The sequence below is a fragment of the Klebsiella sp. WOUb02 genome, assembly GCF_050058015.1.
In the GTDB taxonomy this organism is placed as follows: domain Bacteria; phylum Pseudomonadota; class Gammaproteobacteria; order Enterobacterales; family Enterobacteriaceae; genus Klebsiella.
Window position 1 is genome coordinate 34,498 of sequence record NZ_CP170105.1, and the last position, 24,403, is coordinate 58,900.

The window sequence follows — 24,403 nt, forward strand, 5'->3', positions numbered from 1 at the left end:
CCAGTGACCGGATGATTTTAAACGTTTTCCGCCTCTTGTGCTGTGATACTGCCCTTATGCTGCGTCTTTCCTGCCAGGTAGCGGCTTCTGAACAGGCTAAAGTGATCGCCGAGCGCTGCCGCGGCCTTTGTGTCTCCGGCGAGATCCAGCAGGGCAATGGCCACTTCCGCCGTACAGTATTGCCCCTCCGCGTGGGCCTCTCTCAGGCGATAGGCCGAAATACGCGAAAGATCGACGGAAATAACCGGCAGCGCGTCAAGGTATGGGCTCTTGCGGAACATTTTCCGCGCTTCGGTCCAGGTGCCGTCGAGCATGATAAACAGCGGCGGCTTGCCCGCAGGCGGCGAGCTCAGCACCTCGCGTTCCGCTCCGGCATACGACGCCGGGAAAACGACCATTGGCTGATAGCCAGGATGGGCGACCAGATCGAGCAGCGCCTGCGGCGGCTCGGTTCGCGACCACTGAAACGCCTCGGTGTCCGGCAGAATATCGGCGATAAGGCGCCCGGTGTTGCTTGGCTTCATCGGTTCAGTATCGAACATCACCAGGCAAAAACGGCTGGCCGCTGCCGCGGGCGCGAGGGTTGCGCACAGGCACTGCTTCAACGGCAGTAGACAGCGTTGGCAGCGATGGATGCGGTTACCGCGAGCAAGAAAAGGACGGGTCGCGCGTGCGAGACGTTCGGCACGCAGGCGAAGAACGGCGTTATCAATCATGGGGGGTCACTAAAAGAAAACGCTATTGTCGCAGAGGAGAAAACGGGGCACAAGCGCGCCCCGTTAGGTTTACTGCTGATTGGCTTCGTTAAGCCAGCTGTCGAACGGCGCTTTGGGTACCGCTCCGTTCAGCATGTCGATGACTTCGCCGTTTTTAAACATCATAATGGTCGGAATGCTGCGGATGCGAAAACGCGCGCTCAGCTCGCGTTCAGCTTCGGTATTGACCTTCACGAAGCGCATTTGGCCGCTGCGTTCTTCCGCAACGTCTTCAAAGATCGGGGCGAAATTACGGCAGGGGCCGCACCACGGGGCCCAGAAATCGACTACAACCGGCAGATCGTCCTTCAGCAGTTTATCCAGCATTGCCCCGGTCGCGTTGATGACGTCGCCGTCAAAAAGATCGTGGCCGCAGCGTCCACACTTAGCGCCATCGGAGCTACGATCGTCGGGGATGTGGTTGAGAGCCTGACAACTGGCACAAACGGTATTCATAACTAACCTCTGGTTATGGGTTGCAGCGCGGCACGTGGCCGATTTGTATCTGTAATGTTACATATTATCGATTAGGCACCGTTAAACAACAATGCGTTTTGTTCGATGAATACGATAGACCCCATCTTTTAAACGAAATAATGGCGAAGCGGTGATACATCGGTTAATCTGCGCGCTTCGCGCAGCGCAGGTGGAGAAAATTGATGAGCGACGAACTGAAAAATAAAAGCGGCAAGGTCAAAGTTATGTATGTCCGCAGTGATGATGATTCTGACAGACGCACCCATAACCCGCGTACCGGGAAAGGGGGAGGGCGCCCAGGAAAATCTCGTGTTGACGGCCGCAGCCGCCCTGCCCGCGATGAAAGAAACAGCCGCGGCGACGACCGCAAACGTGACGACCGCAAACGTGACGATCGTAAACGCGATGATGTCGATCGTGATGGGGGTTCCCCGTGGCGTACCGTTTCACGTGCTCCGAATGATGAAGCCGCAGCAAAACCGGATCACGGCGGGATCAGCGGTAAAAGTTTTATCGATCCTGAAGTGCTGCGTCGCCAGCGCGCGGAAGAGACCCGCGTGTACGGCGAAAACGCCTGCCAGGCGCTTTTCCAGAGCCGTCCGGACGCGATCGTTCGCGCCTGGTTCGTGCAGAGCGTTACCCCGCGCTTTAAAGAAGCCCTGCGCTGGATGGCGGCCAACCGTAAAGCCTATCACGTGGTTGACGAAGCCGAGCTGGCGAAAGCATCCGGCACCGAGCACCACGGCGGAGTCTGCTTCCTGATTAAGAAACGTAACGGGACTTCCGTTGCGCAGTGGGTCGCTAAGGCCGATGCGGAAGACTGCGTCCTGGCGCTTGAAGACGTTGGCAACCCGCACAATCTTGGCGCCATCATGCGCAGCTGCGCCCACTTTGGCGTCAAGGGCGTAGTGGTTCAGGATGCCGGCATGCTGGAGTCCGGTGCGGCCATCCGTACCGCAGAGGGCGGCGCCGAGCACGTAGAGCCGATTACCGGCGATAGCTTCCTCGATACGCTGGAGCAGTTCCGCGCGGCGGGCTATGCGATAGTTTCTACCTCCAGCCACAACGGGACGCCGCTCTACAAAGCCGAGCTGCCGAAGAAAATGGTGCTGGCGTTAGGCCAGGAACGTGATGGCCTGTCCGATGCAGCGATCTCCAGCGCGGATCTGAACGTGGCTATCGAAGGTACCGGCAACGTCGAAAGCCTGAACGTCTCGGTCGCGACCGGCGTTCTGCTGGCCGAATGGTGGCGCCAGAACAAGGCCTGATGCCCGACCAGCCTGAAAAAAATGCCAGCGTGATGCTGGCATTTTTGTATTTACGCCTCCGCGGCTGGTAAAGTCGGCATCCAGTCAATTGGCGCTTCGCCGCGTTCGGCCAGCCACTGGTTAGCCTTGACAAAATGATTGCTGCCGAAAAAACCGCGATGGGCGGAGAGCGGGGAGGGATGCGGCGCCTTCAGCACGCAGTGGCGCTGGCGGTCGATGATGGCGCCTTTCTTCTGCGCATGCGCGCCCCAGAGTAAAAATACAACCCCTTCCCGATGCTCGTTGATCAGCGCGATAACCTTATCGGTAAAGGTTTCCCAGCCAAGGCTGGCATGAGAATGCGCCTGCCCTGCGCGTACCGTTAACACCGTGTTGAGCAGCAGTACGCCCTGGCGCGCCCAGCTTTCGAGATACCCGTGCGCGGGGCGGCTGAAGCCTGCAACGGTCCCCTCCAGCTCTTTATACATATTCAACAGCGACGGCGGAGTCTGGATACCCGGCAGCACTGAAAAGGCCAGACCGTGCGCCTGTCCCGGCCCGTGATAGGGATCCTGCCCGAGGATAACCACCTTTACGTCGCCAATTTCGGTATAGCGAAAGGCGTTGAAGATATCTTTTTGCGGCGGATAAATGGTGATGCCCGAGCGGCGCTCTTCGACGACGGTTTTCAGGGTATTCACAAAATAGGGCTGTTGCTTCTCATCCGCCAGCACGTCGTGCCAGGTCAGTGGGGTGGTCATCCTGCTCTCCTGCAAAAGGGGTATTGCTATAGCTTAACTGCTTCTTTCTGCATAACAAAATCGGCGCCGTTTTGCTGACGTTTTTTCTGCAAAAATAGTTGAAAATTTACAATTTTTTTTGGCGAACGCCATGGCGTAACTTGATGTAAAACAATAATATCCTTTCATACCCACTTTTAATTAGTGGTTTTTGTTGATTTGGGTCAAGGAATGCCGGGTGTTCGGCTGATATATATACACTCATACAACAATGGTTTTACCAATTGGCCATGAACGGCCAACGGCACGAATAAATATTGCCTAAGGGAGGCATCACATGATTACAGGTATCCAAATTACTAAAGCGGCAAACGACGACCTGCTGAACTCTTTCTGGCTGCTGGATAGCGAAAAAGGTGAAGCGCGTTGCCTGTGTGCAAAAGGCGGTTTTGCTGAAGATGATGTGGTTGCGGTGAGCAAGCTCGGCGAAATCGAATACCGTGAGATCCCGCTCGATGTTAAACCGGAAGTCCGCGTTGAAGGGGGTCAGCACCTGAACGTGAACGTCCTGCGTCGTGAAACGCTGCTGGATGCGGTTGAACATCCGGAAAAATACCCGCAGCTGACCATCCGCGTGTCAGGCTATGCGGTGCGCTTTAACTCCCTGACGCCAGAGCAGCAGCGCGACGTTATTGCGCGTACTTTCACCGAAAGTCTGTAAGCGTTAGCTAAAACCCCCGGTTCAATTGAGCCGGGGGTTTTTTATTATCTCAGTCTAGCGTTCCCGCCTCACCAGCAGCGTGGTGAGTGTGAACGACGCTATTAGGGCGATCGCCACGCCCGACAGCGCAAAGATAAAGTAGGGACCAATATAAGCCGGCAGGCTAAAAATGCTCGATAAAATATAGCCATACAGCCGCACGCCGAAGAAAGCGATAAAGGCCGAAGCCAGCGAGCTGGCGACGGTGGCCGCGATAAACGCTTTTTTATAGCGCGTTAAGACGCCAAACAGCGCGGGCTCGGTGATCCCCAGCAGCGCGGAAACTGCCGCGGACAGCGTGACCGTACGCTCCTGGCGGTCTTTACTCACGCGCCAGATAGCAAAGGTGGCGCCCGCTATCGACATATTGGCCATAAACATCATCGGCATTAGCATGTCGTAACCGCGATCGCTGAAGTTCTGCAGGGCAATGGGCGTCATCGCATGATGCATCCCCGTCAGGATCGCGACCGGGCGGATAGCGCCCACAACCAGCCCGGCAAAACCGGCGGATATGCCGAACAGGCCTTCAATAAACCACGCCAGCGCTTTGCCAAGCCAAATGCCAACCGGACCAATAATCACCAGCGCCGCCAGCGCGCCGAGAAATAGCGCCAGCGTCGGCGTGAACACGGTTTTCAGCACTTCGGGCATAATGCGATCGACCCAGGCGTGGATATATTTCAGCGCCAGCACGGAGAAAATAACCGGGATCACGCTGGAGGCGTAGTTGAATACGGGGATGGGAACGGCGTTTAGCAGCCACAGCGCGGAAGCCGCTCCCTCGTGATGGGCCGCCAGCGCCTTCGCGGCGTCAATCAGGGTTGGGTACATCAGGCAGGCGGCAACGGCGACGGCCAGATACTCGTTGGTCTTAAAGATCTTTGCCGCCGAGACGGCAAGGAAAAAGGGCAGAAAATAGAATACGCCGCTGGCGATAAGGTCGATGATCATAACGGTGTCGCTATTTTGCGGCACCGCCTTCAGCGCGATCAGTCCGGCCAGCAGGCCCTTTATCATCCCGGCGCCGGCAATGGCCGGCACGATTGGGCCAAAAACGCCCGATACGGTATCCATAAACAGCGACACCGGTCCCTTCCGCTGGCGGGGTTTTTCGGCGGCCTCTTCGCCGACGGTACCTAATGCCGCGAGCAGGCGTTCATACCAGCTATTGACCTTCGGCCCGATGATGATTTGAAACTGATCGCTCTGCATCTGCGCGCCGAGCACGCCGGGCAGTTTCTTAATCTCTTCTTTTTCTACTTTGTTATCATCAATTAAATCAAAGCGTAATCGGGTCATACAGTGCCAGACGTTATTTATATTTTCTTTTCCGCCAATCAGTAAAATAATTCTGCTGATTGCATCTTGCGTCTCCATACCGGCTCCTGAAGCAATGTGTTGTGCTGTTTACGTCGTGAAATGGTAAGTAAGCCGATTTATAAAAACAAACCAATAAAATATGAACTCAGTCACAAATTGCCGTTGTTATGGATGGTTTTAGCGTAATTTATCTAAATTGGTTCGGTTTTTATCGAAATTAAATCCGTTTTGCGAACCAAAATTTTATTAAATAAAAAGGTTTACCTTGCGTAATAAATAGGGCGAAGATAATTGGCATCACCTTTTATTTTTGCCGCAGGGAGCCTTGCCGTGAACGCTACGCTAATTACCGATATTGAGTGTTTTATCACCCGTCCCGATCGCCATAACCTGGTCGCGGTGCGCGTGACCACCGACAAAGGTACCGTCGGCCACGGTTGTGCGACTTTCCAGCAGCGCCCGCTGGCGGTTAAAACGATGGTTGATGAGTACCTCAAGCCGCTGCTGCTTGGCCGCGATGCGAACAATATCGAAGACCTCTGGCAGATGATGAACGTCAACGCCTACTGGCGAAACGGGCCGGTAATGAATAACGCCATTGCCGGCGTTGATATGGCGCTGTGGGATATCAAAGCCCAGCTGGCGGGAATGCCGCTGTACCAGCTTTTTGGCGGCAAATCGCGTGACGCTATCCCGGCTTACACCCATGCCAGCGGTGAGACGCCGGAAGAGCTGTTCATATCCGTTGAGCGTCTATTGGAGGAGGGCTACCGCCACATCCGCTGCCAGCTCGGTTTTTACGGCGGCACTGCGCAGGCGATGCATACGCCGGAGAACCCGACGCCGGGCGCCTATTACGACCAGGATGAGTACATCAGGAATACGGTGGAGATGTTCCGGCTGCTGAGAGCGCGCTACGGGCACCGTTTTCATATCCTTCATGACGTCCACGAACGGCTCTTCCCGCAGCAGGCGCTGCAGCTGGCGAAGCAGCTCGAGCCCTATCAGCCATGGTTTATTGAGGATATTTTAGCGCCGCAGCAGAGCGCATGGCTGGCGCAGATCCGCCAGCAAAGCGCGATTCCGCTCGCGATGGGGGAGCTATTTAATAATCCGGCTGAATGGCACGACCTGATTGTTAAGCGGCAGATTGATTTTATCCGCTGCCATGTTTCGCAGATTGGCGGGATTACGCCGGCCCTGAAGCTGGCGGTGCTCTGTCAGGCGTTCGGCGTGCGCGTGGCGTGGCACGGGCCCGGAGATATGACGCCGATTGGGGTTGCGGTCAATACCCACCTGAATATCTACCTCAATAACGCCGCAATCCAGGAGTTTATCCCGCGTTCTGCCGCTACTGATGCGGTATTCCCCGGCGCGCCCGGGGTCAATAACGGGTTTATCTATCCACCAACGGCGCCAGGGATTGGCGTCGGCTTTAACCAACAGCTGGCGCAGACGTATCCGGTTGTCTATCGTCCGCACGAATGGACGCAGAGCCGCCTGCCCGACGGCACGATCCATACGCCATAATTAGTCCGAGGGGGCCTGGCGGAAGGTTAAGCTGTCGCGATTGTGCGGAATAACGTAGGTGCAGGAGTAGTTGATATCGATAATATCGCTGATTTCATACACCTGCCCGCCGTCGAGAATGCCCCGATTGTTAATATGCATGGCCGGAATGCCTTTTTTGCAGCCCAGCAGGGCGGCCTGTTCCCGGCTGACGCTCACCGCCTGATAGGTGGTGAGCAAATGTGAAATTTGATAGCCCTTGGCCAGTACGTACTGCTGCAGCGAGCGCTCGATAACCTCCCGGCTAAGATCGGCAAAGGCGGCGGCCGGCATCCGCGAAATCTCAATCTGCACCGCTACGTCATCAACGAAGCGCAGGCGGCAAAATTGCCAGATAAACTCCTCATCCGTTATGCCGAAAATCTGCCGCTCCTCGCGGTCGGGGCGCTTTTTATGCAGGCTGATTGTCCGATAGCGCATCCGATCGAAGCGTTTTTCGGTGATGGAGTTATAGACCAGCGGGTTGTTGCTCATCCGCTCGTTTATCCAAATCCCTGAGCCCTGGACGATGCGTATGACGCCGATGTCGGCGAGTTTTTCCAGCGCCTGACGGATGGTAAACCGTGAGACGCCGTACTCCTCCGCCAGCCGGCGTTCAGGCGGGAGCTTGCGGGGGCCGGGGTCATTATGCTGGTAGATTTTGCTGAGCAGATCCTGGGTGACGAAATCTTTTTTTTTCATGATGACGCATTCCTCACTCAGCGGCCCACAGGGTAACGCTGCCTGTCGCTCCCCGCGGCGCTGTCGCCCGCGGGCGTAAATGCAGAAACGCCGGGATATCCCGGCGCTCTTTTACTCTTAGCTGGACTGCTGCGGCGTATCGTTGCCGCTGCCGCTCGGCTTACGACGTTTGCCGATATTTTTAGCATCGCGGTGACGTTTCTTCACGCGCGGCTTTTCTTTTTCTTCTTTTTTCTTCTCTGCGCGTTTGGCCAGCACTTTCTTAGACGGTTTGCCGGTTTGCTTCTCGCTCGGCGCGCGGGTGGATGGGCGCAGTTCGTCGATAACGCGCGCCTTCAGCGGCTCGTCGATGTAGCGACCAATCTTGCCCAGCAGCAGGTGGTCATGGGCTTCAACCAGAGAAATCGCCACGCCTTTCTTGCCGGCGCGGCCGGTGCGACCGATACGGTGCAGGTAGGTATCCGCGGTGCGCGGCATATCGAAGTTAAAGACGTGGCTGACGTCCGGGATATCGATCCCGCGCGCGGCGACGTCGGTGGCAATCAGCACGTTCATGCGGCCATCGGTCATGCGCTTAATCGCTTCGTTACGCTTGGCCTGCACCATTTCGCCTTCCAGCCAGCAGGTGTTGATACCGGCTTCGCGCAGCCAGGATGCCAGCTCGTGAACGCGCTCGCGCTTACGCACAAAGACGATCGAACGGGTGGCGTCCGGCTGCTGCAGCAGGTTGATCAGCAGCGCGGTTTTATGCTTAACGTCATCGGCGCGGTAGTACCACTGATGGATTTTCTTGCGCTCGCGGGTGGAAGGGGAGGCGGAGACTTCCACCGGCTCTTCCAGCAGACGCTCGGCAAAATCTTTGATGGCATCGCCTTCGAGGGTCGCGGAGAACAGCATGGTCTGCTTACGCCAGCGGGTTTCACCGGCAATATGTTCGATATCCTGCGCGAAGCCCAAATCCAGCATCCGGTCTGCTTCATCGAGGATCAGCGTTTCTACGGCGCGGCAGTCGAAGTTTTCTTCTTTAATATACTGCAGCAGACGGCCGGTGGTGGCGACCACGATATCCTGGTTTTCGCTGAACACTTCCGCGTGGTTCATAAACGCGACGCCGCCGGTAATGGTGGCGATATCGAGATGGGTGTGCGCTGCCAGCTCGCGCGCATGGTCAGCAACCTGCATCGCCAGCTCGCGGGTCGGCGTCAGGATCAGAATACGCGGAGGCCCTGACTTCTTGCGCGGGAAATCAAGCAGGTGCTGCAACGCTGGCAGCAGATACGCCGCTGTTTTACCGGTGCCGGTCGGGGCTGAACCGAGAATATCACGGCCATCGAGCGCAGGCGGAATAGCGGCGGCCTGAATGGCTGTCGGGCGTGTGAAACCTTTATCCTGGAGGGCTTCCAGCAGGTTTTCGTCGAGTTCAAGTTCGGAAAAAGTCGTTACAGTCATTATCTACCTCTGAGTGGGCCGACGATTATAGACGTTACGGGCGCAATGTTCATCTGTTTGTAAGGCTATCTGTTCTCCGGTATTGTGCATAGCCTTAAGCTCAGGAGTTTTCGCCCGCAAGGTTGTCAGGATGTCTCAGTCGAAGTTTGCGCTGCCGCGCAATGGTTTTACGTTTAAACAATTCTTTGTCGCTCACGACCGCTGCGCAATGAAAGTGGGCACCGACGGCATTTTGCTCGGCGCGTGGGCGCCGATTGCCCAGGTTAAGCACGTGCTGGATATCGGTACCGGCAGCGGCCTGCTGGCCCTGATGCTGGCCCAGCGTACCGGGGAGCAGGTGGCTCTGGATGCGGTTGAGCTGGACGAAGATGCGGCAGAGCAGGCGCGGGAAAACGCCGCTGCTTCTCCCTGGCCCGCCCGCATCGAGGTGCATCAAGCCGATATTCAGCGGTGGCAGCCGCCGCAAACCCGACGCTATGAGCTGATTGTCAGCAATCCGCCCTTTTTTGCTGAAGGCGTGCCCTGCGCAACATCGCAGCGCGAACAGGCGCGATATACGACCACGCTCGATCACGCGACGCTATTAAGCTGCGCCGCGGAGTGTATCACAGAAGAGGGCTTTTTCTGCGTGGTGCTGCCGGTGGATATTGGCGATGCCTTTGCCCGGCGCGCGCAAACGATGGGGTGGCATCTGCGTTTACGCACCGACGTGGCGGAAACGGAAATGCGCGCGCCGCATCGGGTGCTTCTTGCCTTCTCGCCGACGGCGGGGGAGTGCTTCAGCGACAGGCTGATTATCCGTGGGCCAGAGCAGCAATACTCCGAAGGGTTTACCGCGCTGACCCAGGACTTCTATCTCTTTATGTGAGTTTCCGGCGCGAGAACCGACGGTCCGCTGTCCGGCAGCAGATCCGGGTAGTCCAGCGTATAGTGCAGGCCGCGGCTCTCTTTACGCAGCATCGCGCAGCGGACAATCAGCTCGGCAACCTGCACCAGGTTACGCAGCTCCAGCAGGTTGTTGGAGACGCGGAAGCGGGCATAGTATTCGTCGAGCTCCTGCTGCAGCATGGTAACGCGCCGCAGGGCGCGCTCCAGGCGACGGGTCGTGCGCACAATCCCGACGTAGTCCCACATCAGCAGGCGCAGCTCGTGCCAGTTGTGCTGGATAACCACCAGCTCATCGGGGATTTCAACCTGGCTCTCATCCCAGGCCGGCAGGTCGGTAACCGCCTGGACCCGGGGTATGGTGCGCCGAATATCTTCGGCGGCCGACCAGCCGTAGACCAGACATTCGAGCAGCGAGTTGGATGCCATGCGATTGGCGCCGTGGAGCCCGGTGTAGCTGACTTCGCCGATAGCATACAGCCCCTCGACATCGGTCCGACCGTTATCGTCAACCATCACTCCGCCGCAGGTGTAATGCGCCGCCGGCACGATGGGAACCGGCTCTTTCGTCAGGTCGATACCGAGACCGAGCAGCTTCTCGTAAATCATCGGGAAGTGCTGACGGATAAAGGCTTCGGGCTTATGGCTGATATCCAGATACATGCAGTCAACGCCGAGACGCTTCATTTCATGGTCGATGGCGCGGGCGACGACGTCGCGCGGCGCCAGCTCGCCGCGGTCGTCAAAATCGGGCATAAAGCGCGAACCGTCCGGACGCTTCAGATGGGCGCCTTCGCCGCGCAGCGCTTCGGTCAGCAGAAAATTGCGCGCCTGCGGATGGTACAGCGCGGTAGGGTGGAACTGATTGAACTCAAGATTGGCGACGCGACAGCCCGCCCGCCAGGCCATCGCGATGCCGTCGCCGGACGACACGTCCGGGTTCGTGGTGTATTGATACACCTTGGCCGCGCCGCCGGTTGCCAGAACAACGGCTTTCGCCCCCCAGGTCTCAACCTTTTCTTTATTACGGTTCCAGATCCACGCCCCGACGACCCGACGATCGCCGGGCAGGCCAATCTTGTCGGAAATAATCAGATCGACGGCATTGCTGCGTTCGAGCACGCGGATATTGGGGTGCGACAGCGCCTGGCTGACCAGGGTGGTTTCCACGGCTTTACCGGTGGCGTCGGCGGCATGGAGAATGCGGCGATGGCTGTGGCCGCCTTCACGCGTCAGGTGATAGCTCTCCTCGCCGTTGGCCTGGACCTGGGTATCGAACAGCACCCCCTGATCGATAAGCCACTGCACGCAGGGTTTGGCGTTACTCGCCACGAAGGAGACGGCGTGACGATCGCAAAGGCCCGCTCCGGCGATCAGCGTATCCTCCACGTGAGATTCGATGCTGTCCGTTTCATCAAAGACGGCGGCGATGCCGCCCTGCGCATAGAGGGTGGAGCCTTCGCTGATCGGGCCTTTGCTCAGGACGGTGACCGAACTGTGCTCCGCTAAACGCAAGGCAAGCGACAAACCGGCAGCGCCGCTGCCAATAATCAATACATCACAGGAGAACTCAGGAGTTGTATTCATGGCCTTTGTTTAATTTACTAAACACAATTGCGCCACAATAGCACCAGGTCGTGATAAATCGTACATTTTTTTTACCGTTTGTTGTGGTAACTAAACATACGGCGCCAAACCGGCGGGAGCAAAACGAAAGAAAATATTTGCGAAGCAGATCGTTAGCTTCAGATTTTATAGTGAAATATAAACCGTGTTACGTTACCCTTCTCGCGGACCTTACGCTTTTTCCTCATCATCTTATCTGCGGCTGAGTAACGGGACTTATAATGAGAGATAACAAATCGTCCGCCGTTGCCAGACAAAAATCAAAGGCGTAACGGAACTTTATTGTTTTCAGGTACTCCAATGACTGCTTGCTCATAATGCAGTGATTGGGTAGTGCTTTGAAGACTCATGGGAATTAGGTTTGGGGAGACATTACCTCGGATGAGCGAGCAGTTAACGGATCAGGTCCTTGTCGAACGGGTCCAGAAAGGAGATCAGAAAGCGTTTAACCTGCTGGTGGTGCGCTATCAGCATAAGGTCGCGAGCCTGGTCTCCCGCTACGTGCCGCAGGGCGATATTCCTGACGTTGTTCAGGAGTCGTTCGTAAAAGCATGGCGTGCGCTGGACTCTTTCCGTGGGGATAGCGCTTTTTATACCTGGTTATATCGTATCGCCGTAAACACGGCGAAGAATTATCTGGTTGCTCAGGGTCGTCGCCCACCGTCCAGCGATGTCGATGCCAATGAGGCTGAAAACTTCGAAAGCGGCGGGGCGCTGAAAGAAATTTCGAACCCTGAGAACTTAATGTTGTCAGAAGAGCTGAGACAAATAGTTTTTCGTACCATTGAATCGCTCCCGGAAGATTTACGCATGGCAATTACGTTGCGGGAGCTTGATGGCCTAAGCTATGAAGAGATAGCAGCTATCATGGATTGTCCGGTAGGAACGGTACGTTCGCGTATATTCCGGGCACGAGAAGCTATTGATAATAAAGTTCAACCGCTAATCAGGCGTTGACGATAGCGGAATACTGAAAAGGGTATCAGGCATGCAGAAAGAAAAACTTTCGGCCTTAATGGATGGTGAAACGCTGGATAACGAACTGCTTAATGAGCTGAGCGGTTCTTCTGAAATGCAAAAGACCTGGGAGAGCTACCATCTCATCCGCGATTCGCTGCGAGGCGACACCGCCGAGATGCTCCACTTTGATATCTCAGCGCGCGTGATGGCCGCCATCGAAAACGAGCCCGTTAGCCAGACGGCGCCGCTTATTCCCGAATCTCAGCCGGCACCGCATCAGTGGCGTCAGATGCCTTTCTGGCAGAAAGTGCGTCCGTGGGCCAGCTCGCTTACGCAAATGGGCGTCGCCGCGTGCGTATCTCTTGCTGTTATCGTCGGCGTCCAGCAGTATAATGGGCAAACCGAATCATCTCAGCAGCCTGAAGCGCCGGTGTTTAACACCATGCCGATGATGGGCAAAGCGAGTCCGGTCAGCCTGGGCGTACCGGCAGATGCTTCCGCAGGATCCGGTCAGCAGGTGCAGGTCCAGGAGCAGCGTCGTCGTATCAATGCTATGCTGCAGGACTATGAATTACAGCGTCGCCTGCACGCCGAACAGCTTCAGTTTGGTCAAGCTCAGACTCAGCAGGCCGCCGTTCAGGTACCGGGTTATCAAACTTTAGGAACGCAATCGCAGTAATGAAGCAACTTTGGTGTGCCATGTCGCTCTTGGCAGGCAGCCTGTTCTTCTCTGTCAACGCCTCGGCTGATACCTCTTCCGGGGCGTTGTTGCAGCAAATGAACCTGGCTAGCCAGTCCCTCAATTATGAGTCTGTCCTTCGTCAGTATCAACAAACAGGGCGTTGAGTCGCTGCGTTATCGTCACGCGCGGCTGAACAATCAACCTCTCGCTCAGCTGCTGCAGCCTCGATGGCCCTCGCCGTGAGGTTGTGCTGCGCGGTAACGAGATCAGCTACTTTGAGCCCGGGCTCGACCCGTTCACCTTGAACGGCGACTACATCGTTGATTCCCTGCCTTCGCTGGCCTATACCGACTTCAAGCGTCTGGCGTCCTACTACGACTTCATCTCCGTGGGGCGTACGCGTATTGCCGATCGCCTGTGCGAAGTGATCCGCGTGGTGGCGCGAGACGGAACGCGCTATAGCTATATCGTCTGGCTCGATGCGGAAACCCGGCTGCCGATGCGGGTTGATTTGCTCGACCGCGATGGCGAAACCCTCGAGCAGTTCCGGGTTGTGTCCTTTAGCGTTGGCGATAAGGTGAGCAGCAGCATGGAGACGCTGGCCAAGGCCAATTTGCCTCCGCAGCTGTCGGTGCCGGAAGGTGGCGATAAAGCCAACTTCAACTGGGCTCCGGCCTGGCTACCGCAGGGCATCTCCGAGATATCCAGCAGCCAGCGCCGTCTGCCAACCTTCGACGGCCCGGTGGAATCTCGCCTCTATTCGGACGGGCTGTTTAGCTTCTCGATTAACGTGAACCGCGCAACGGCAAACAGCAGCGATCAGCTGCTGCGTACCGGGCGTCGTACCGTGAGTACGACGGTACGCGACGGCGCGGAGATTACCGTGGTGGGCGAACTGCCGCCGCAAACGGCTAAGCGCATTGCCGACAGCATCAAATTCAGGGCCGTACAATGATTAAAGAGTGGGCGACCGTCGTTTCCTGGCACAACGGCATGGCGCAGGTACACTGCGACGTCAAAGCATCCTGCAGCAGCTGCGCCTCGCGCGCCGGCTGCGGTAGCCGGGTGCTGAATAAGCTGGGGCCGCAAACCAGCCACACCATCAGCGTGCCCAGCGCGCAGCCGCTGAGCCCCGGACAAAAAGTCGAGCTCGGCATCGCGGAGAGCAGCCTGTTAGGCTCCGCGCTGCTGGTGTATATGGCGCCGCTGGTTGGGCTGTTTGTGATGGCATCCCTCTTCCAGGTGCTGTTCGCTAATGATTTTGCCTCCCTCTGCGGCGCGCTACTTGGCGGCGTCGGCGGATTCCTGGTTGCGCGCGGGCTCTCTCCCGGCCTGGCCGCTCGGCAGTCGTGGCAGCCGATCATCATTAGCGTGGGTTTAGCGCCCGATTTAGTGCGTATCGAGACCCCCTCTTCAGAAGCAGGCCAGTGATTCCACTGGCCTCTGTTTTTTATTTACCATTCCCGTAAGAGCCCGCCATTTACTCCGGCTATGCTAGCTGTAAGAGCATTTCCTGGTTTCAAGGATGTAGTGTAGAATGCGGCGTTTTCGGATTAAAAAACGTCAGGCACAGAACAGTGGCCTCATGATACGCGTAAGGCATAATTAACTCTAAATATGAAGAATATACGTAACTTTTCAATCATCGCCCACATCGACAATTGATACCATGACACCCTAAGCCAACCTTAGACAATTTCCCGCTCAAGACCCGCCAGAATCAACCCTCTTCGAAAAACCACTGTTTACATATACAGACAACCTAAGACAACATAAGCCACTCTTTTTGTGTCCATAGTCGCGTCCATGAACTATGATGGACACGATCACAACATTTCTGATGGACACGGTGGATTATTTTCTATGGCTATTTCAGATAGTTATCTAAAGTCTTGCCTCGGGCGTGAAAGAGAGAAGGTCGAAGAGAAATCAGACCGCGATGGCCTATGGGTTCGCATATCCCGGAAGGGGGCGGTAACCTTTTTCTACCGTTACCGTTTTCTTGGTAAGCAGGACAAGATGACAATCGGTAGTTACCCTGAGTTTGGGCTTAAGGCCGCTCGCGATGAGGTCGTTAAATGGTCTGCTATCCTTGCCCGGGGTGAGAATCCCCGAATCCGCCAGAGTCTGGACAAAGCAAAAATAAACAGTCAGCACACGTTTGAAGAATTATTTCGTGAATGGCACGAGATGGTCTGTATTCAAAAGGAAACATCTGATCAAATCCTCAGATTGCCCCGATGCTGATTTGCCGTTACCAAAAGGCAGGAGATATGCATGACCAAGAGCGCTTCCGGGCTCAAGGCCAAGCTGAGAGCACTGGACAACAGCACCGATGAAGCTGGACTGATCGCATTTTGCCAGCGCTGGCGTTTTCCGAATCTCTGTGGTCACGATGCGGATCATGCGATCGGCGGTCATGTGCCGCGGGAGTGCTGCCGCAAGCTGGCTTTTCATAGCCGGCTGATTCATGAATCCAACCAGGGTCTGCTCTGGGGTTTTCGTTACCTGCTTACCTTGCTGAGTTTTCTGCAGGTCTGCTGATGCGATCGGTGGTTGATTAGTCATTGCGTATCTCCTTTGCCCAGCGGGGCAGTGACAGGGTTGCTATGCCTGGCCATTCATCTCGTGACAGACACTCTGCATAGGTTTCTAAATTTGACCGGTATTCATTGCGCCCGGCGGTTTTGGTTTCCTCATCAAGAAAGAAAACCTCTGTTGGATAGCGACCGCACTCAATGGTGGTGCTGGTTACGACGAATACGAACGTTGGCAACTCGCCAAACTGGTGCTGATACCCGTCTGAATAGAACGGATCCTGAACGTGGTAGCGCAGGTCGTAGAATTCACGGCGGAACTTACGCATATCTGCGGTCGTCTTGACGTCAACAATCCAGTTCCAGTCAGGGATAAATTTGTCCGGCCTGCAGCGGCAAAGCTGACCTGATTGTTCATCGTTCCAGTAGATCGACGCCTCGGCATGGCCGTTGGCAGTGATTAGCTGCCTGGCAATCGGATGTGCCATAACCGACCCGCGCATTAATTCTATTTTTCGCGCTTCGTCGTACGTAATTGGCATCTCCCCATCTTTCTGGCACTTCTCAAAAAACGCCTTCTCTTCTGCTTTTCCCGCATTGGTCCGGCGGTTAATATCAGGTGCGACCCGGTACATTTTTTCGAACCGGTGCGGCTCCAGCACCGCGCAGTGAAAGTCCGTTCCCAGGTCAAGCGCTTTTGTTTTTTCTTCGTCTACTGGGGCCCTCTTGCGCCACTGGTAGGTTGCCGGGCTGATCGCTATGTCATCCAGTTGGGATTTGCTTATCCCGGGCCCCGAGTGGTATTCCTCGTTGGAAATATCCATGTAAATTCCTGGTCTCACATTGACCTCCAGTTAAAACGGGCAGGACGAAACTTTGAGTTGCCACTCAACCTCCGCCCTTTCATAGGCAGCGATGGTGATGAAGTCGTTAAATGCCTCACCAGCTTTGTCGCCATACAGCGCGACAGCTAACCCTGAATCCAGGAACAGGCTAAGCAGGGCGGGTGATTTCGGCAGGGCCGCAATCAACTCCTGAGCGCGCCGCTCTACCCACGCTTCGTGCTCCTCTTCGATCTGTTGCTCAACCCATCTGCGTTCTTCGATAGCGTCGTATGCGCGGTATGCGTTCATAGCTCGCTCCTGAAATTTGGTTGTGAAACGCCCGGCACCGTAATAGCTGCCCGTTCAGTTAAATTCGTTTGTTGCCTGACCCGGCTTACTGGCTCAGGCTGTGACCTGAATCGTTGAGGAGCACCTCAACCAGCAAATCGGTGGTGTAAGTGCGCTCAGCGGCACGATTCAGGTAGAGGCGACCACGGGCACTATCTGATGCTGTCCAGATGCTTTCCCGGTGTCTGACGAGCATTCCGGGTTGAACGGCTCCTCGATTAAGAGTCTGGGTTCCGTAGTGATGGCTAACCATTGAACACCCCCGTTACGTGAAGAATTTTGATAATTGTCGCTGACCAGGCAACAAGGCAGATAGCCAGGACAATCACCAGTGAACGAATGCCGTTTCTGCTCATATTCTTACCCCCCCCCTAATTGGTGCCGAACCTTCCCCCGGTATATCGTAAGCGCCCCGGCAACGACGTCTGTCGACGTACCTTTAATCCGGTGATGATAGAGTCCACTTAATTTTTAAATGGACTCTATCACAAATGACCCAACCGACAGTCCCACGCCAGCGGGCTACCTACTCCATGCCGTTCAAACTCGACCTGGTTCAGCGATCACTGCAACCCGGTGCCTGCGTGGCACGGCTTGCCCGCCAGAACGGGATTAATGACAACCTGCTGTTCACCTGGCGTCAGCGCTATCGTCATCTGGTTGATGAGCCATCTGATACACCCCCAGCACCGGCCATTATCAGTGACGATATCGTTCCTGTTGTGACCACCGAATACTCACGACCCGCGCTGCCCGAGCTCCCGGCAGCATCAGCGCAAAGCCTGCCACCGGATGCCGGGCAATGCTGTGAGGTCAGTATCGGCCGTGCACGCCTGAAGCTGTCCGGCAACCTCACCCCGGCCATGCTGTCGGCTCTGGTTCGCGAACTGAAGAGAGGTGGCTGATGATATCCCTTCCTGCGGGTTCCCGCATCTGGCTGGTGACGGGCGTTACCGACATGAGAAACGGCTTCAACGGCCTGGCCTCCCGCGTGCAGAATGTCCTCAACGAGGACCCATTCAGCGGCCACCTGTTCATCTTCCGGGGGCGCCGTGGTGATATGGTAAAGCTACTGTGGTCCGATGAGGATGGTCTGTGCCTGTTCATCAAACGTCTTGAGCGTGGACACTTCGTCTGGCCCGCTGTCAGCGACGGGAAGATCCATCTGACCCCGGCGCAACTGGCTATGCTGCTGGAAGGCCTCAACTGGAAACATCCACAGTCATCACAACGTCCTGGCCTGCGGGTGTAACCTGTTGTAATGTCGGGTGTATGAAAAATGAACTCCCTGACGATATCGACCAGTTAAAAGCCATGCTGCGTAAACAGCGGGCGATGCTGAACGACCAGCAGACCCGGTTGCGCCAGTATGCAGGCCAGGTGGCGGGTTATGAGCAGGAAATCAACCGCCTGAAAGCACAGCTGGATAAACTACGGCGAATGCTGTTCGGTCAGAGTTCGGAAAAGAGCCGTAATAAGCTGGAAAACAAAATCCGCCAGGCAGAGAAACGGTTGTCAGAGCTGGAAAGCCGACTGGAGGCGGCAAAAACCTGCCTGAATGGCAACGAGCCGGTACCGGATATACCAGCAGATAGTGTTGTCGTGTCGCAAACGACGCCAGAAAAACCCACCCGCCACACCGCCCGAAAACCGCTGCCAGCCGACCTGCCTCGGGAAACACAGACCTTACTGCCAGCGACCAGCGTCTGCCTGTCATGTGGTGGAGAGTCTGAAGGTGATGGGAGAAACTCTCTCTGAGCAACTGGAGATCATCAAAACCGCCTTTAAAATCATCGAAACGGTCCGACCGAAGCTGGCGTGCAGCCGGTGCGACGTTATCGTGCAGGCCCCGCTCCCGGCAAAGCCGGTAGAAGGCAGTCGTGTGGGCAGCAGCCTGCTGGCCCGCATCCTGGTCGGAAAATATGTGGAGCATACGCCGCTGTACCGGCAGACAGAAATCTACGCCCGTCATGGACTGGCGCTGAGCCGTAACACGATGGTCCGCTGGGTCGCGATGATGGGCAACCGGCTTCGTCCGCTGCATGAGGCGCTCAACCAGTACGTTATGCAGGCTGGCAAGGTGCACACTGATGACACGCCGGTCAGGGTGCTGGAGCCCGGGAGTGGTAAAACGCGAACCGGTCGGCTGTGGGTCTACGTCCGGGATGACCGTAACGCCGGGGTGCCAGAACCGCCGGCAGTCTGGTTCTCGTACTCAGCGGACCGTAAGGGGGAACATCCTCAGCGACATCTCTCAGGGTACAGAGGCGTGCTTCAGGCAGATGCGTACGGTGCTTACGACACGCTGTATGAGTCCGGGCACATCAGAGAAGCAGCGTGCATGGCGCATGCCAGAAGGAAAATCCACGATGAGCATGTTCGACGCCCGACAGAAATGACGAATGAAGCGCTGAACCGTATAGGTGCGTTGTATGCCATCGAGGCGGAAATACGCGGCAGCCCGGCCGGGAAACGGCTGCAGATAAGAAAAGCACGGTCGGTTCCGCTGATGACATCGCTGCACGAGTGGATAGAGGCGCAAATGACGACGCTGTCGGTTCACGCGGAGACGGCGAAGGCGTTCGCGTACATACTGAAACAGTGGCACGCCCTGAATGAGTACTGCCGTAACGGTCAGGTGGAAATCGACAATAACATCGGAGAAAACGCGCTGCGCGCGGTGGCGGTTGGCAGAAAGAACTACCTGTTCTTCGGCTCTGACAACGGGGGTGAGGCAGCAGCCATCATCTACAGCCTGCTTGGCACCTGCAAACTGAACGGTGTGGAGCCGGAAGGTTGGTTGTGCGAGGTGATAAGCAAGATCAACGACTGGCCTTCAAACCGGGTACATGAGCTGCTGCCCTGGAACCTATCCTCCGTAAAATAATCCTTACGCCACGTTCATTATGGGGCGCTTACGGTATATCTTTGGTTTTCCACAACTAAGAATCGAAGGAGGTTCGACATGTCCCAAAAAGTCATTCCCCTGTTTTGTTACAGGGACGAAAACCAGTACAAAGAATTTCTGTCAGTTTTTACCGACGCACACGCACTGCCAGCAACTTTCGAGGCCTGGCAGAGAAACACCGAAATAACGATTCAGGTGCTCCAGAACCAGGGTGTTGTTGTTTATCGCGCGTATGCTGACACCAAAGAGGAATTCATCGAATTTTGTCGGGTCTTTGGGTACATCGCCGATGACAAAGCCCGATTCGATTTCGCTTACCTCAAGTCCCAGCAGTAGCTGATTCCCGGCAGCAAACGTTAACGGGGAGACAATGAACCACTCCCCGCCACGCTTCCCGAGATAGCTAATCGTTACTTTTCTGCTCATGTCGGATCTTGTTGATTGCTGTGACATGTCATACCTCGCTTGATTAGCCCTTATAGAAGGCCAGCTGAGCTTTGTTACGATTACCGGCGTTGCCGGTGTTGTTTGGATGAGCTAACTATGCGATAAGGAATAGTTCAAGTCAATAGTGGATTGATAAAATTATTCTTAAGGTGTTTGTGGCGGTGATTCTTAAGGGAATTTTTTTACTGGAATACTGTGTTTCAGCATGTATACTGTATGAATATGGGTCTTCCCCGATCATGGTGGGAAAGCTCAGAACGCCATATTCAGCTTCCCGTAGTGGAACATTACTCCCAGCTTAAAGCGCTCTCGGTTGCGGTATCCCCTGGCTTTTATTCTCAGTAATCTGATCTTGCTGTTCAGCGCCTCCGCGTTTCCGTTTGAGACTCCATGCCGCATGGCATTCAGGATGCCGTACAGCCTTTTCCCTATCGTCTTAGCCGCGTTCTTCATCAGGGGAACATCACTGTTAGCCGCCAGCGCCAGCCATCTCTGCCAGTCATTCCGTCTTTCCTCGCTCCAGGGGCTGTTCCAGATGTCCTTTGCCAGCTCTTTCAGCGCCCAACATTGGCTCGTCAGCTTCATCTGTGCGCGCAGCCATACCAGCTTCTCCTGCCTGGATTCCGTCATCCACTTATCGCTGTACTGCCACAGGAAGCGCGTCCCCTTTGCCTGACGACGACTTTCAACAGGGAGGTGCGGATGTTCATTCTGGCGGGTTTTATCAACCACTTCGCCCAGTTGTTTGGCCACATGGAAGCGATCGAAGGCGATTTTCTCGACCGCATTGGGTAAATGGATACGCGCTGCTCTTATATAGCCCGCATTCATGTCCATCGAGAGTGTTTTGACGGCCAGCAACTGACTGTCAGTGAGCGAACGGAGATAGCTGGCAAGACTCTCTGTGCCACGATCATCGGTTAATGCCAGCGCCCGTCCGTCGCGATCAGATACCACGGTTATATACCTATGCCCTTTTTTAAAGGCGACTTCGTCTACATTCATATGACGCGCTGATAAAGGCTTTTTAATCCGGGACAGGCCGCGCTTAACCGCGCGCGTCATAATGCCGTCAACGGCATTCCAGCTAAGTTTAAGTTGTTTCCTGACCGCATCAACGGTGCTGATTTTTAGCCATGAGAGCACGAACGATTCGAACAGCAGCGTGTACCGACTGCCGGGACCTGCCCACGGTACAGGCAGAGTCTGGCAGCCATGCTCCGGGCACATAACGCGGGGAACATCGGCTTCTACTAATGTCATGAACTGGCAGGTATCAAGATGGCGCCATTTACGATGTCGGTGATCGTGAACAGAACAGGATTTCCTGCAGGTCGGACAGGTTAACTGAGTATTTTCAGCGATGCCGACTGTAACAGTAACGAAACCTGCCTTTTCATCGAGGATAAGGGATTTAACCTGCCATGGAGCAGTCAGGTTAAGGATATGGGCATAGAGAGATTTTTCGTCCATATAATTTCACTCTGATGCTTACTTCAAACTGATATTATTATTTTTTGCCCACTTTCTTAATCTTCCATTAGCGTTGGCGTAAGGCGAAGATGTGTTAAATGAGATCATTCTCCCCATCGTCCATTTTGTGTACCATGGTCTTCCATACAAAATATCATCGGTACGATCATCAATAAGGTTCACAATCTCTTTTTTTACAGTCTGAAGTTCAGCCACTAACAATCCATAACTTAACTTACTGTAATCTGAGTAAAATTTTTGAGCAAGAAGACCAAGCTGATTCCATTTATAGCCAGTTTCTGGAAAATCGACAGGCAGACCTTTAGCATCAGAAGTGATCCACTTTACAACAAGAGCATTCCATCCAAGCAGATACGAAACGAGATCACGAACACTCATCTCCGTTCCTTTGGCGTGTCCATCCATTGATTTATCTGAAGTAATTTCTGGTGGGATTGCGTTGAGGTAACTAATTAATTTACTAAAATTTTTATCAATAGCTAAAAGCAGTTCAGCTTTTGTTTGCGGCACACTCATAAGAATTCCCTCTCATGTAAAAAGAGACACCATAAAGGCACTGTGTGGTGTTTGAAAATCAATCAATTATGTACCACCCACCACAACAGGGGAAGACCCATGAATATACAGGCTTAAAGGCGCTGGCAGTTGTGCCAGGGGGTTGATATATGGGCGTTTTGTATGTGCGAATGGGGCCGGGGAGTTATTCGAGCTCCTCGGCTCCTGATAGAGCTATTGTTTACTTTTTTAATTCTGGGATGAAGAGCTGGACGATAGGCCCTACTACAGATGACGGATCAGACACTGGCGCCAAAGGAACACGGGGATCGTCTACGGATAAATATCCATTACCATCTCCGCCTATGTGATATCTGAATGCGGAAATTGATTCTTTTAGTTTAATTAAAACTAAGTCATTGGCAGAGACCGGAGTCGAAGGATCAACAATCACTACAGCACCGGAAGGTGCCTGTGATATCCCCGTATAGCCCTGGATTATGTAAGCGCGAAAATGGTCTGGAAGTTCATTAAACCAGGACACATAATTTCCGGTAAAACCATTGTAATCAAACACTTTAACGTTTTTTGAGACGTCAATGGCCTGAATTGGTTGGCTAGCTTCTCCATAAATAGAACCAGTGCCATTGATAAGCCAGTCAGCACTAACACCCAACGCAGCTGCAATCTTCCCAGAATGACGTGATGTTTCACTGTCACCTCGTAGGATTTTAGATATTGAGGATTGCGGAACCCCCGCCTGCTTCCCCAGCTCAGTTTGGTTGGTTTTACCAGTAGAGCGCTCATGGCGTAAGCCAGTCTTTCTTTAAGTGTTTTCATAGCACGAAAAATATTCCCGAAAGAATTCCATGTCAAAGTCCCAATAGACTTGCTTATTTAAATTCCGTAACGCATAATCACCTGAAATTATGCAAAGAGGAATTTTTATGAGCGACACAGTTAACGATGCAATCAAGCGCGCTATCGATATTGCTGGCTCTCAAACAGAGGCTGGCGAGAAAAACCGGCGTAAACCAATCAACCGTTAGCAAATGGCTCAATGGAGCGGAAATTGGCTCCCGATTTATCAAGTCAATTGTTGTTGCTACTGAAGGAAAGGTCAGCGCTGCTGAAATCCTTAACTCCATTTCCCACCGTTAACACCAGAGGAAGTATCACAGATGAAAAACTCAATATCCCGCAATTCAGAACCTCCCGTCATCAAACCGACTGAGATTGAGAGTGTGCTGCTCAACCGCCTTTCGTCCATCAGTCAGAAGGTTTACGCCGAACATCTTGGGATTAGCGAGTCGGCAGCCAGCCGCCGAAAGGGGGAAGGGCACTTTGCCGTACTGGCAAGAGAACTCTCGATTCTTGGTCTGCAGATTGTGCCACCCGAATCGGTGGTCGTTTCCCGTCCTTACCTGGAGTCATTAGAGACTCTGGCTGATATTGGCCTTCGCGCCAAAAGAGGTCGGGATGAGGCATCGGGATGGTGCTGAATGAACCACATCGAATTCATTGAGAAGAACGTCCGCGAAGAGCTCATGCGTCAGGGGTTCACCCAGGCAGTGGCTCAGGGGGGGGGGCATACGAGGCCGTCGATATGTACAAGCGCATGTCACAGGCAAGTCGTAAGGGGAGGATTTTTGATGATGTTTTACGCCACGCAAAGCTATGGGCAGAGAAGCAGACATTGCCGTCTGACAAGTTCGAAAAGAAAAGAGCAAAGCCTGTTAAGCGGCAGGGGCTGTTCTGAAAAAGGCGAAAGCCGCAGTGCTCGAACACTAACGGCTTTCTACGCGAATTAACTGGATCAATTCACAGGAGTAATTATGGCAAATACCGCCGAATTAATCAATTTTCCTGTGCCTGTCGTGGCACTACAGGAGCTACGTGTGGCCGATACAGACGATGGATATACCCGTCTGGCTAACGAGCTGTATGAGGAGCTTATCGGTGCGAACCTGACTAAAAATCAGGCAAAGGTTGCTCATGCCGTTTGCCGCAAAACTTACGGGTTCAACAAAAAGCTGGACCGTATTGCAGACACTCAGCTTGCACAGTTGACCAGACTCCCACGGCAGAAGGTGAACGCAGCTAAAAATGAGCTTCTTGAGATGCGCGTACTTGTCGCGGAAGGGGCTTTAATTGGCCCGAATAAAAATCTGAACGAGTGGGAAGTGCCAGCTGCTA

At 54.5% G+C, this 24,403-nt stretch carries 24 protein-coding genes and 7 pseudogenes; 15 read left to right on the forward strand and 16 right to left on the reverse strand.

Translation table 11 applies throughout. The features are described 5' to 3' along the window. Window positions 1–17: 17 nt before the first annotated feature. On the reverse strand, window positions 18–716 hold the full coding sequence (tapT, locus tag ABOC21_RS00720; RefSeq protein ID WP_426811945.1) for a tRNA-uridine aminocarboxypropyltransferase: 699 nt from the start codon (window positions 714–716) through the stop codon (window positions 18–20). A gap of 69 nt (window positions 717–785) precedes the next feature. After that, entirely contained in the window at window positions 786–1,211 is a 426-nt protein-coding gene (gene trxC, locus ABOC21_RS00725; RefSeq protein ID WP_426811946.1) for a thioredoxin TrxC, read from the reverse strand. A gap of 203 nt (window positions 1,212–1,414) precedes the next feature. On the opposite strand from trxC, the gene ABOC21_RS00730 reads away from it, so the two are divergent. Continuing rightward, entirely contained in the window at window positions 1,415–2,500 is a 1,086-nt protein-coding gene (locus ABOC21_RS00730; RefSeq protein WP_426811947.1) for a tRNA/rRNA methyltransferase, read from the forward strand. 50 nt (window positions 2,501–2,550) lie between these two features. Here ABOC21_RS00730 and ung read toward each other — a convergent pair whose 3' ends face one another. Further along, the gene (gene ung / locus ABOC21_RS00735) at window positions 2,551–3,240 is read right to left on the reverse strand and encodes a uracil-DNA glycosylase (RefSeq protein WP_426811948.1); all 690 of its coding nucleotides are present in this window, start codon (window positions 3,238–3,240) and stop codon (window positions 2,551–2,553) included. Between the two features lie 316 nt (window positions 3,241–3,556). Here ung and grcA point away from each other — a divergent pair, with 316 nt between their 5' ends. Next, window positions 3,557–3,940 carry an autonomous glycyl radical cofactor GrcA gene (gene grcA / locus ABOC21_RS00740; protein ID WP_426811949.1) on the forward strand — a complete coding sequence of 128 codons (384 nt, stop codon included), beginning with the start codon at window positions 3,557–3,559 and terminating at the stop codon, window positions 3,938–3,940. Between the two features lie 54 nt (window positions 3,941–3,994). Here the strand turns inward: grcA and ABOC21_RS00745 are convergent, their stop codons facing one another. Continuing rightward, a complete protein-coding gene (locus tag ABOC21_RS00745) occupies window positions 3,995–5,359 on the reverse strand; it encodes a PTS transporter subunit EIIC (protein ID WP_426811950.1) in 1,365 nt (454 codons plus the stop codon). Window positions 5,360–5,632: 273 nt separating this feature from the next. Between ABOC21_RS00745 and ABOC21_RS00750 the strand changes: the two genes are divergently transcribed. Next, window positions 5,633–6,832, forward strand: a complete 1,200-nt coding sequence (locus ABOC21_RS00750) for an enolase C-terminal domain-like protein (protein ID WP_426811951.1) — start codon at window positions 5,633–5,635, stop codon at window positions 6,830–6,832. Here the strand turns inward: ABOC21_RS00750 and ABOC21_RS00755 are convergent, their stop codons facing one another. Further along, the gene (locus ABOC21_RS00755; RefSeq protein WP_426811952.1) at window positions 6,833–7,552 is read right to left on the reverse strand and encodes a GntR family transcriptional regulator; all 720 of its coding nucleotides are present in this window, start codon (window positions 7,550–7,552) and stop codon (window positions 6,833–6,835) included. 117 nt (window positions 7,553–7,669) lie between these two features. After that, complete coding sequence (gene srmB, locus ABOC21_RS00760; protein ID WP_426811953.1) at window positions 7,670–9,001, reverse strand: ATP-dependent RNA helicase SrmB; 1,332 nt, start codon at window positions 8,999–9,001, stop codon at window positions 7,670–7,672. Between the two features lie 130 nt (window positions 9,002–9,131). On the opposite strand from srmB, the gene trmN reads away from it, so the two are divergent. Next, entirely contained in the window at window positions 9,132–9,869 is a 738-nt protein-coding gene (gene trmN, locus ABOC21_RS00765) for a tRNA(1)(Val) (adenine(37)-N(6))-methyltransferase TrmN (RefSeq protein WP_241783179.1), read from the forward strand. Here the strand turns inward: trmN and nadB are convergent. Continuing rightward, complete coding sequence (nadB, locus tag ABOC21_RS00770) at window positions 9,854–11,473, reverse strand: L-aspartate oxidase (protein ID WP_426811954.1); 1,620 nt, start codon at window positions 11,471–11,473, stop codon at window positions 9,854–9,856. The two genes, trmN and nadB, sit on opposite strands and share 16 nt — an antisense overlap. 420 nt (window positions 11,474–11,893) lie before the next feature. On the opposite strand from nadB, the gene rpoE reads away from it, so the two are divergent. The 5 genes and pseudogenes from rpoE to ABOC21_RS00795 form a co-directional block, all read left to right on the forward strand. Beyond that, entirely contained in the window at window positions 11,894–12,469 is a 576-nt protein-coding gene (gene rpoE, locus ABOC21_RS00775) for an RNA polymerase sigma factor RpoE (RefSeq protein WP_041146760.1), read from the forward strand. Between the two features lie 31 nt (window positions 12,470–12,500). Next, window positions 12,501–13,151 (forward strand): anti-sigma-E factor RseA, encoded by a 651-nt coding sequence (gene rseA, locus ABOC21_RS00780; protein ID WP_426811955.1) that lies wholly within the window; start codon window positions 12,501–12,503, stop codon window positions 13,149–13,151. Next, a pseudogene (gene rseB / locus ABOC21_RS00785) lies at window positions 13,151–14,109 on the forward strand (sigma-E factor regulatory protein RseB). Before rseA ends, rseB begins: the two are co-directional and overlap by 1 nt. After that, a complete protein-coding gene (gene rseC / locus ABOC21_RS00790) occupies window positions 14,106–14,585 on the forward strand; it encodes a SoxR-reducing system protein RseC (protein WP_426811956.1) in 480 nt (159 codons plus the stop codon). Before rseB ends, rseC begins: the two are co-directional and overlap by 4 nt. A 432-nt stretch (window positions 14,586–15,017) precedes the next feature. Beyond that, a pseudogene (locus ABOC21_RS00795) lies at window positions 15,018–15,386 on the forward strand (Arm DNA-binding domain-containing protein); the annotation flags it as partial. Here the strand turns inward: ABOC21_RS00795 and ABOC21_RS00800 are convergent. The 5 genes and pseudogenes from ABOC21_RS00800 to ABOC21_RS00820 all read right to left on the reverse strand — a co-directional run. Continuing rightward, a pseudogene (locus ABOC21_RS00800) lies at window positions 15,387–15,722 on the reverse strand (recombinase RecT); the annotation flags it as partial. It lies immediately after the preceding pseudogene. Continuing rightward, window positions 15,715–16,536, reverse strand: a pseudogene (locus tag ABOC21_RS00805) (PD-(D/E)XK nuclease-like domain-containing protein); the annotation flags it as partial. The pseudogenes ABOC21_RS00805 and ABOC21_RS00800, both read right to left, overlap by 8 nt. Before the next feature lie 9 nt (window positions 16,537–16,545). Then, a complete protein-coding gene (gene gamL / locus ABOC21_RS00810) occupies window positions 16,546–16,824 on the reverse strand; it encodes a host nuclease inhibitor GamL (RefSeq protein WP_426811957.1) in 279 nt (92 codons plus the stop codon). Between the two features lie 85 nt (window positions 16,825–16,909). Beyond that, window positions 16,910–17,116, reverse strand: a complete 207-nt coding sequence (locus ABOC21_RS00815; protein WP_426811958.1) for a cell division inhibitor protein — start codon at window positions 17,114–17,116, stop codon at window positions 16,910–16,912. Next, a complete protein-coding gene (locus ABOC21_RS00820; protein ID WP_004111705.1) occupies window positions 17,109–17,219 on the reverse strand; it encodes a hypothetical protein in 111 nt (36 codons plus the stop codon). Before ABOC21_RS00820 ends, ABOC21_RS00815 begins: the two co-directional genes overlap by 8 nt. 135 nt (window positions 17,220–17,354) lie before the next feature. Between ABOC21_RS00820 and ABOC21_RS00825 the strand changes: the two genes are divergently transcribed. The 3 genes and pseudogenes from ABOC21_RS00825 to tnpC all read left to right on the forward strand — a co-directional run bounded on the left by ABOC21_RS00825 (window position 17,355) and on the right by tnpC (window position 19,750). Further along, entirely contained in the window at window positions 17,355–17,768 is a 414-nt protein-coding gene (locus tag ABOC21_RS00825) for a transposase (RefSeq protein WP_426811791.1), read from the forward strand. Next, window positions 17,768–18,115: an IS66 family insertion sequence element accessory protein TnpB gene (gene tnpB / locus ABOC21_RS00830; RefSeq protein WP_426811792.1), complete on the forward strand. Its 348-nt coding sequence runs from the start codon at window positions 17,768–17,770 to the stop codon at window positions 18,113–18,115. Before ABOC21_RS00825 ends, tnpB begins: the two co-directional genes overlap by 1 nt. A gap of 20 nt (window positions 18,116–18,135) precedes the next feature. After that, window positions 18,136–19,750: pseudogene (gene tnpC, locus ABOC21_RS00835) on the forward strand (IS66 family transposase). Between the two features lie 141 nt (window positions 19,751–19,891). Here the strand turns inward: tnpC and ABOC21_RS00840 are convergent. From ABOC21_RS00840 to ABOC21_RS00855, 4 genes and pseudogenes are all read right to left on the reverse strand, one after another. Then, entirely contained in the window at window positions 19,892–20,197 is a 306-nt protein-coding gene (locus tag ABOC21_RS00840; protein WP_426811959.1) for a hypothetical protein, read from the reverse strand. Window positions 20,198–20,470: 273 nt separating this feature from the next. Further along, window positions 20,471–21,691 carry an ISL3 family transposase gene (locus ABOC21_RS00845; RefSeq protein WP_426811960.1) on the reverse strand — a complete coding sequence of 407 codons (1,221 nt, stop codon included), beginning with the start codon at window positions 21,689–21,691 and terminating at the stop codon, window positions 20,471–20,473. 18 nt (window positions 21,692–21,709) lie between these two features. After that, a complete protein-coding gene (locus ABOC21_RS00850; protein ID WP_426811961.1) occupies window positions 21,710–22,228 on the reverse strand; it encodes a ClbS/DfsB family four-helix bundle protein in 519 nt (172 codons plus the stop codon). A 220-nt stretch (window positions 22,229–22,448) separates the two neighbouring features. Next, window positions 22,449–22,982, reverse strand: a pseudogene (locus tag ABOC21_RS00855) (helix-turn-helix domain-containing protein); the annotation flags it as partial. 236 nt (window positions 22,983–23,218) lie between these two features. Here ABOC21_RS00855 and ABOC21_RS00860 point away from each other — a divergent pair. From ABOC21_RS00860 to ABOC21_RS00870, 3 genes and pseudogenes are all read left to right on the forward strand, one after another. After that, window positions 23,219–23,368: a hypothetical protein gene (locus tag ABOC21_RS00860; RefSeq protein ID WP_426812009.1), complete on the forward strand. Its 150-nt coding sequence runs from the start codon at window positions 23,219–23,221 to the stop codon at window positions 23,366–23,368. 20 nt (window positions 23,369–23,388) lie between these two features. Beyond that, window positions 23,389–23,709 (forward strand): CII family transcriptional regulator, encoded by a 321-nt coding sequence (locus tag ABOC21_RS00865; protein WP_426811962.1) that lies wholly within the window; start codon window positions 23,389–23,391, stop codon window positions 23,707–23,709. Between the two features lie 333 nt (window positions 23,710–24,042). Continuing rightward, window positions 24,043–24,393, forward strand: a pseudogene (locus tag ABOC21_RS00870) (replication protein); the annotation flags it as partial. Window positions 24,394–24,403: the final 10 nt, after the last annotated feature.

Excerpts from the sequence above, each read along its gene's own strand:
- ABOC21_RS00745 (WP_426811950.1), bottom strand. The coding sequence starts at position 5,359 with ATGGAGACGCAAGATGCAATCAGCAGAATTATTTTACTGATTGGCGGA.
- tnpB (WP_426811792.1), top strand. The coding sequence starts at position 17,768 with ATGATATCCCTTCCTGCGGGTTCCCGCATCTGGCTGGTGACGGGCGTT.
- rseC (WP_426811956.1), top strand. The coding sequence starts at position 14,106 with ATGATTAAAGAGTGGGCGACCGTCGTTTCCTGGCACAACGGCATGGCG.
- ABOC21_RS00820 (WP_004111705.1), bottom strand. The coding sequence starts at position 17,219 with ATGAGCAGAAACGGCATTCGTTCACTGGTGATTGTCCTGGCTATCTGC.
- ABOC21_RS00730 (WP_426811947.1), top strand. The coding sequence starts at position 1,415 with ATGAGCGACGAACTGAAAAATAAAAGCGGCAAGGTCAAAGTTATGTAT.
- tapT (WP_426811945.1), bottom strand. The coding sequence starts at position 716 with ATGATTGATAACGCCGTTCTTCGCCTGCGTGCCGAACGTCTCGCACGC.
- ABOC21_RS00815 (WP_426811958.1), bottom strand. The coding sequence starts at position 17,116 with ATGGTTAGCCATCACTACGGAACCCAGACTCTTAATCGAGGAGCCGTT.
- nadB (WP_426811954.1), bottom strand. The coding sequence starts at position 11,473 with ATGAATACAACTCCTGAGTTCTCCTGTGATGTATTGATTATTGGCAGC.
- gamL (WP_426811957.1), bottom strand. The coding sequence starts at position 16,824 with ATGAACGCATACCGCGCATACGACGCTATCGAAGAACGCAGATGGGTT.
- trmN (WP_241783179.1), top strand. The coding sequence starts at position 9,132 with ATGTCTCAGTCGAAGTTTGCGCTGCCGCGCAATGGTTTTACGTTTAAA.
- grcA (WP_426811949.1), top strand. The coding sequence starts at position 3,557 with ATGATTACAGGTATCCAAATTACTAAAGCGGCAAACGACGACCTGCTG.
- rpoE (WP_041146760.1), top strand. The coding sequence starts at position 11,894 with ATGAGCGAGCAGTTAACGGATCAGGTCCTTGTCGAACGGGTCCAGAAA.
- ABOC21_RS00865 (WP_426811962.1), top strand. The coding sequence starts at position 23,389 with ATGAAAAACTCAATATCCCGCAATTCAGAACCTCCCGTCATCAAACCG.
- ABOC21_RS00825 (WP_426811791.1), top strand. The coding sequence starts at position 17,355 with ATGACCCAACCGACAGTCCCACGCCAGCGGGCTACCTACTCCATGCCG.
- rseA (WP_426811955.1), top strand. The coding sequence starts at position 12,501 with ATGCAGAAAGAAAAACTTTCGGCCTTAATGGATGGTGAAACGCTGGAT.
- srmB (WP_426811953.1), bottom strand. The coding sequence starts at position 9,001 with ATGACTGTAACGACTTTTTCCGAACTTGAACTCGACGAAAACCTGCTG.
- ABOC21_RS00845 (WP_426811960.1), bottom strand. The coding sequence starts at position 21,691 with ATGGACGAAAAATCTCTCTATGCCCATATCCTTAACCTGACTGCTCCA.
- ABOC21_RS00755 (WP_426811952.1), bottom strand. The coding sequence starts at position 7,552 with ATGAAAAAAAAAGATTTCGTCACCCAGGATCTGCTCAGCAAAATCTAC.
- trxC (WP_426811946.1), bottom strand. The coding sequence starts at position 1,211 with ATGAATACCGTTTGTGCCAGTTGTCAGGCTCTCAACCACATCCCCGAC.
- ung (WP_426811948.1), bottom strand. The coding sequence starts at position 3,240 with ATGACCACCCCACTGACCTGGCACGACGTGCTGGCGGATGAGAAGCAA.
- ABOC21_RS00850 (WP_426811961.1), bottom strand. The coding sequence starts at position 22,228 with ATGAGTGTGCCGCAAACAAAAGCTGAACTGCTTTTAGCTATTGATAAA.
- ABOC21_RS00840 (WP_426811959.1), bottom strand. The coding sequence starts at position 20,197 with ATGAGCAGAAAAGTAACGATTAGCTATCTCGGGAAGCGTGGCGGGGAG.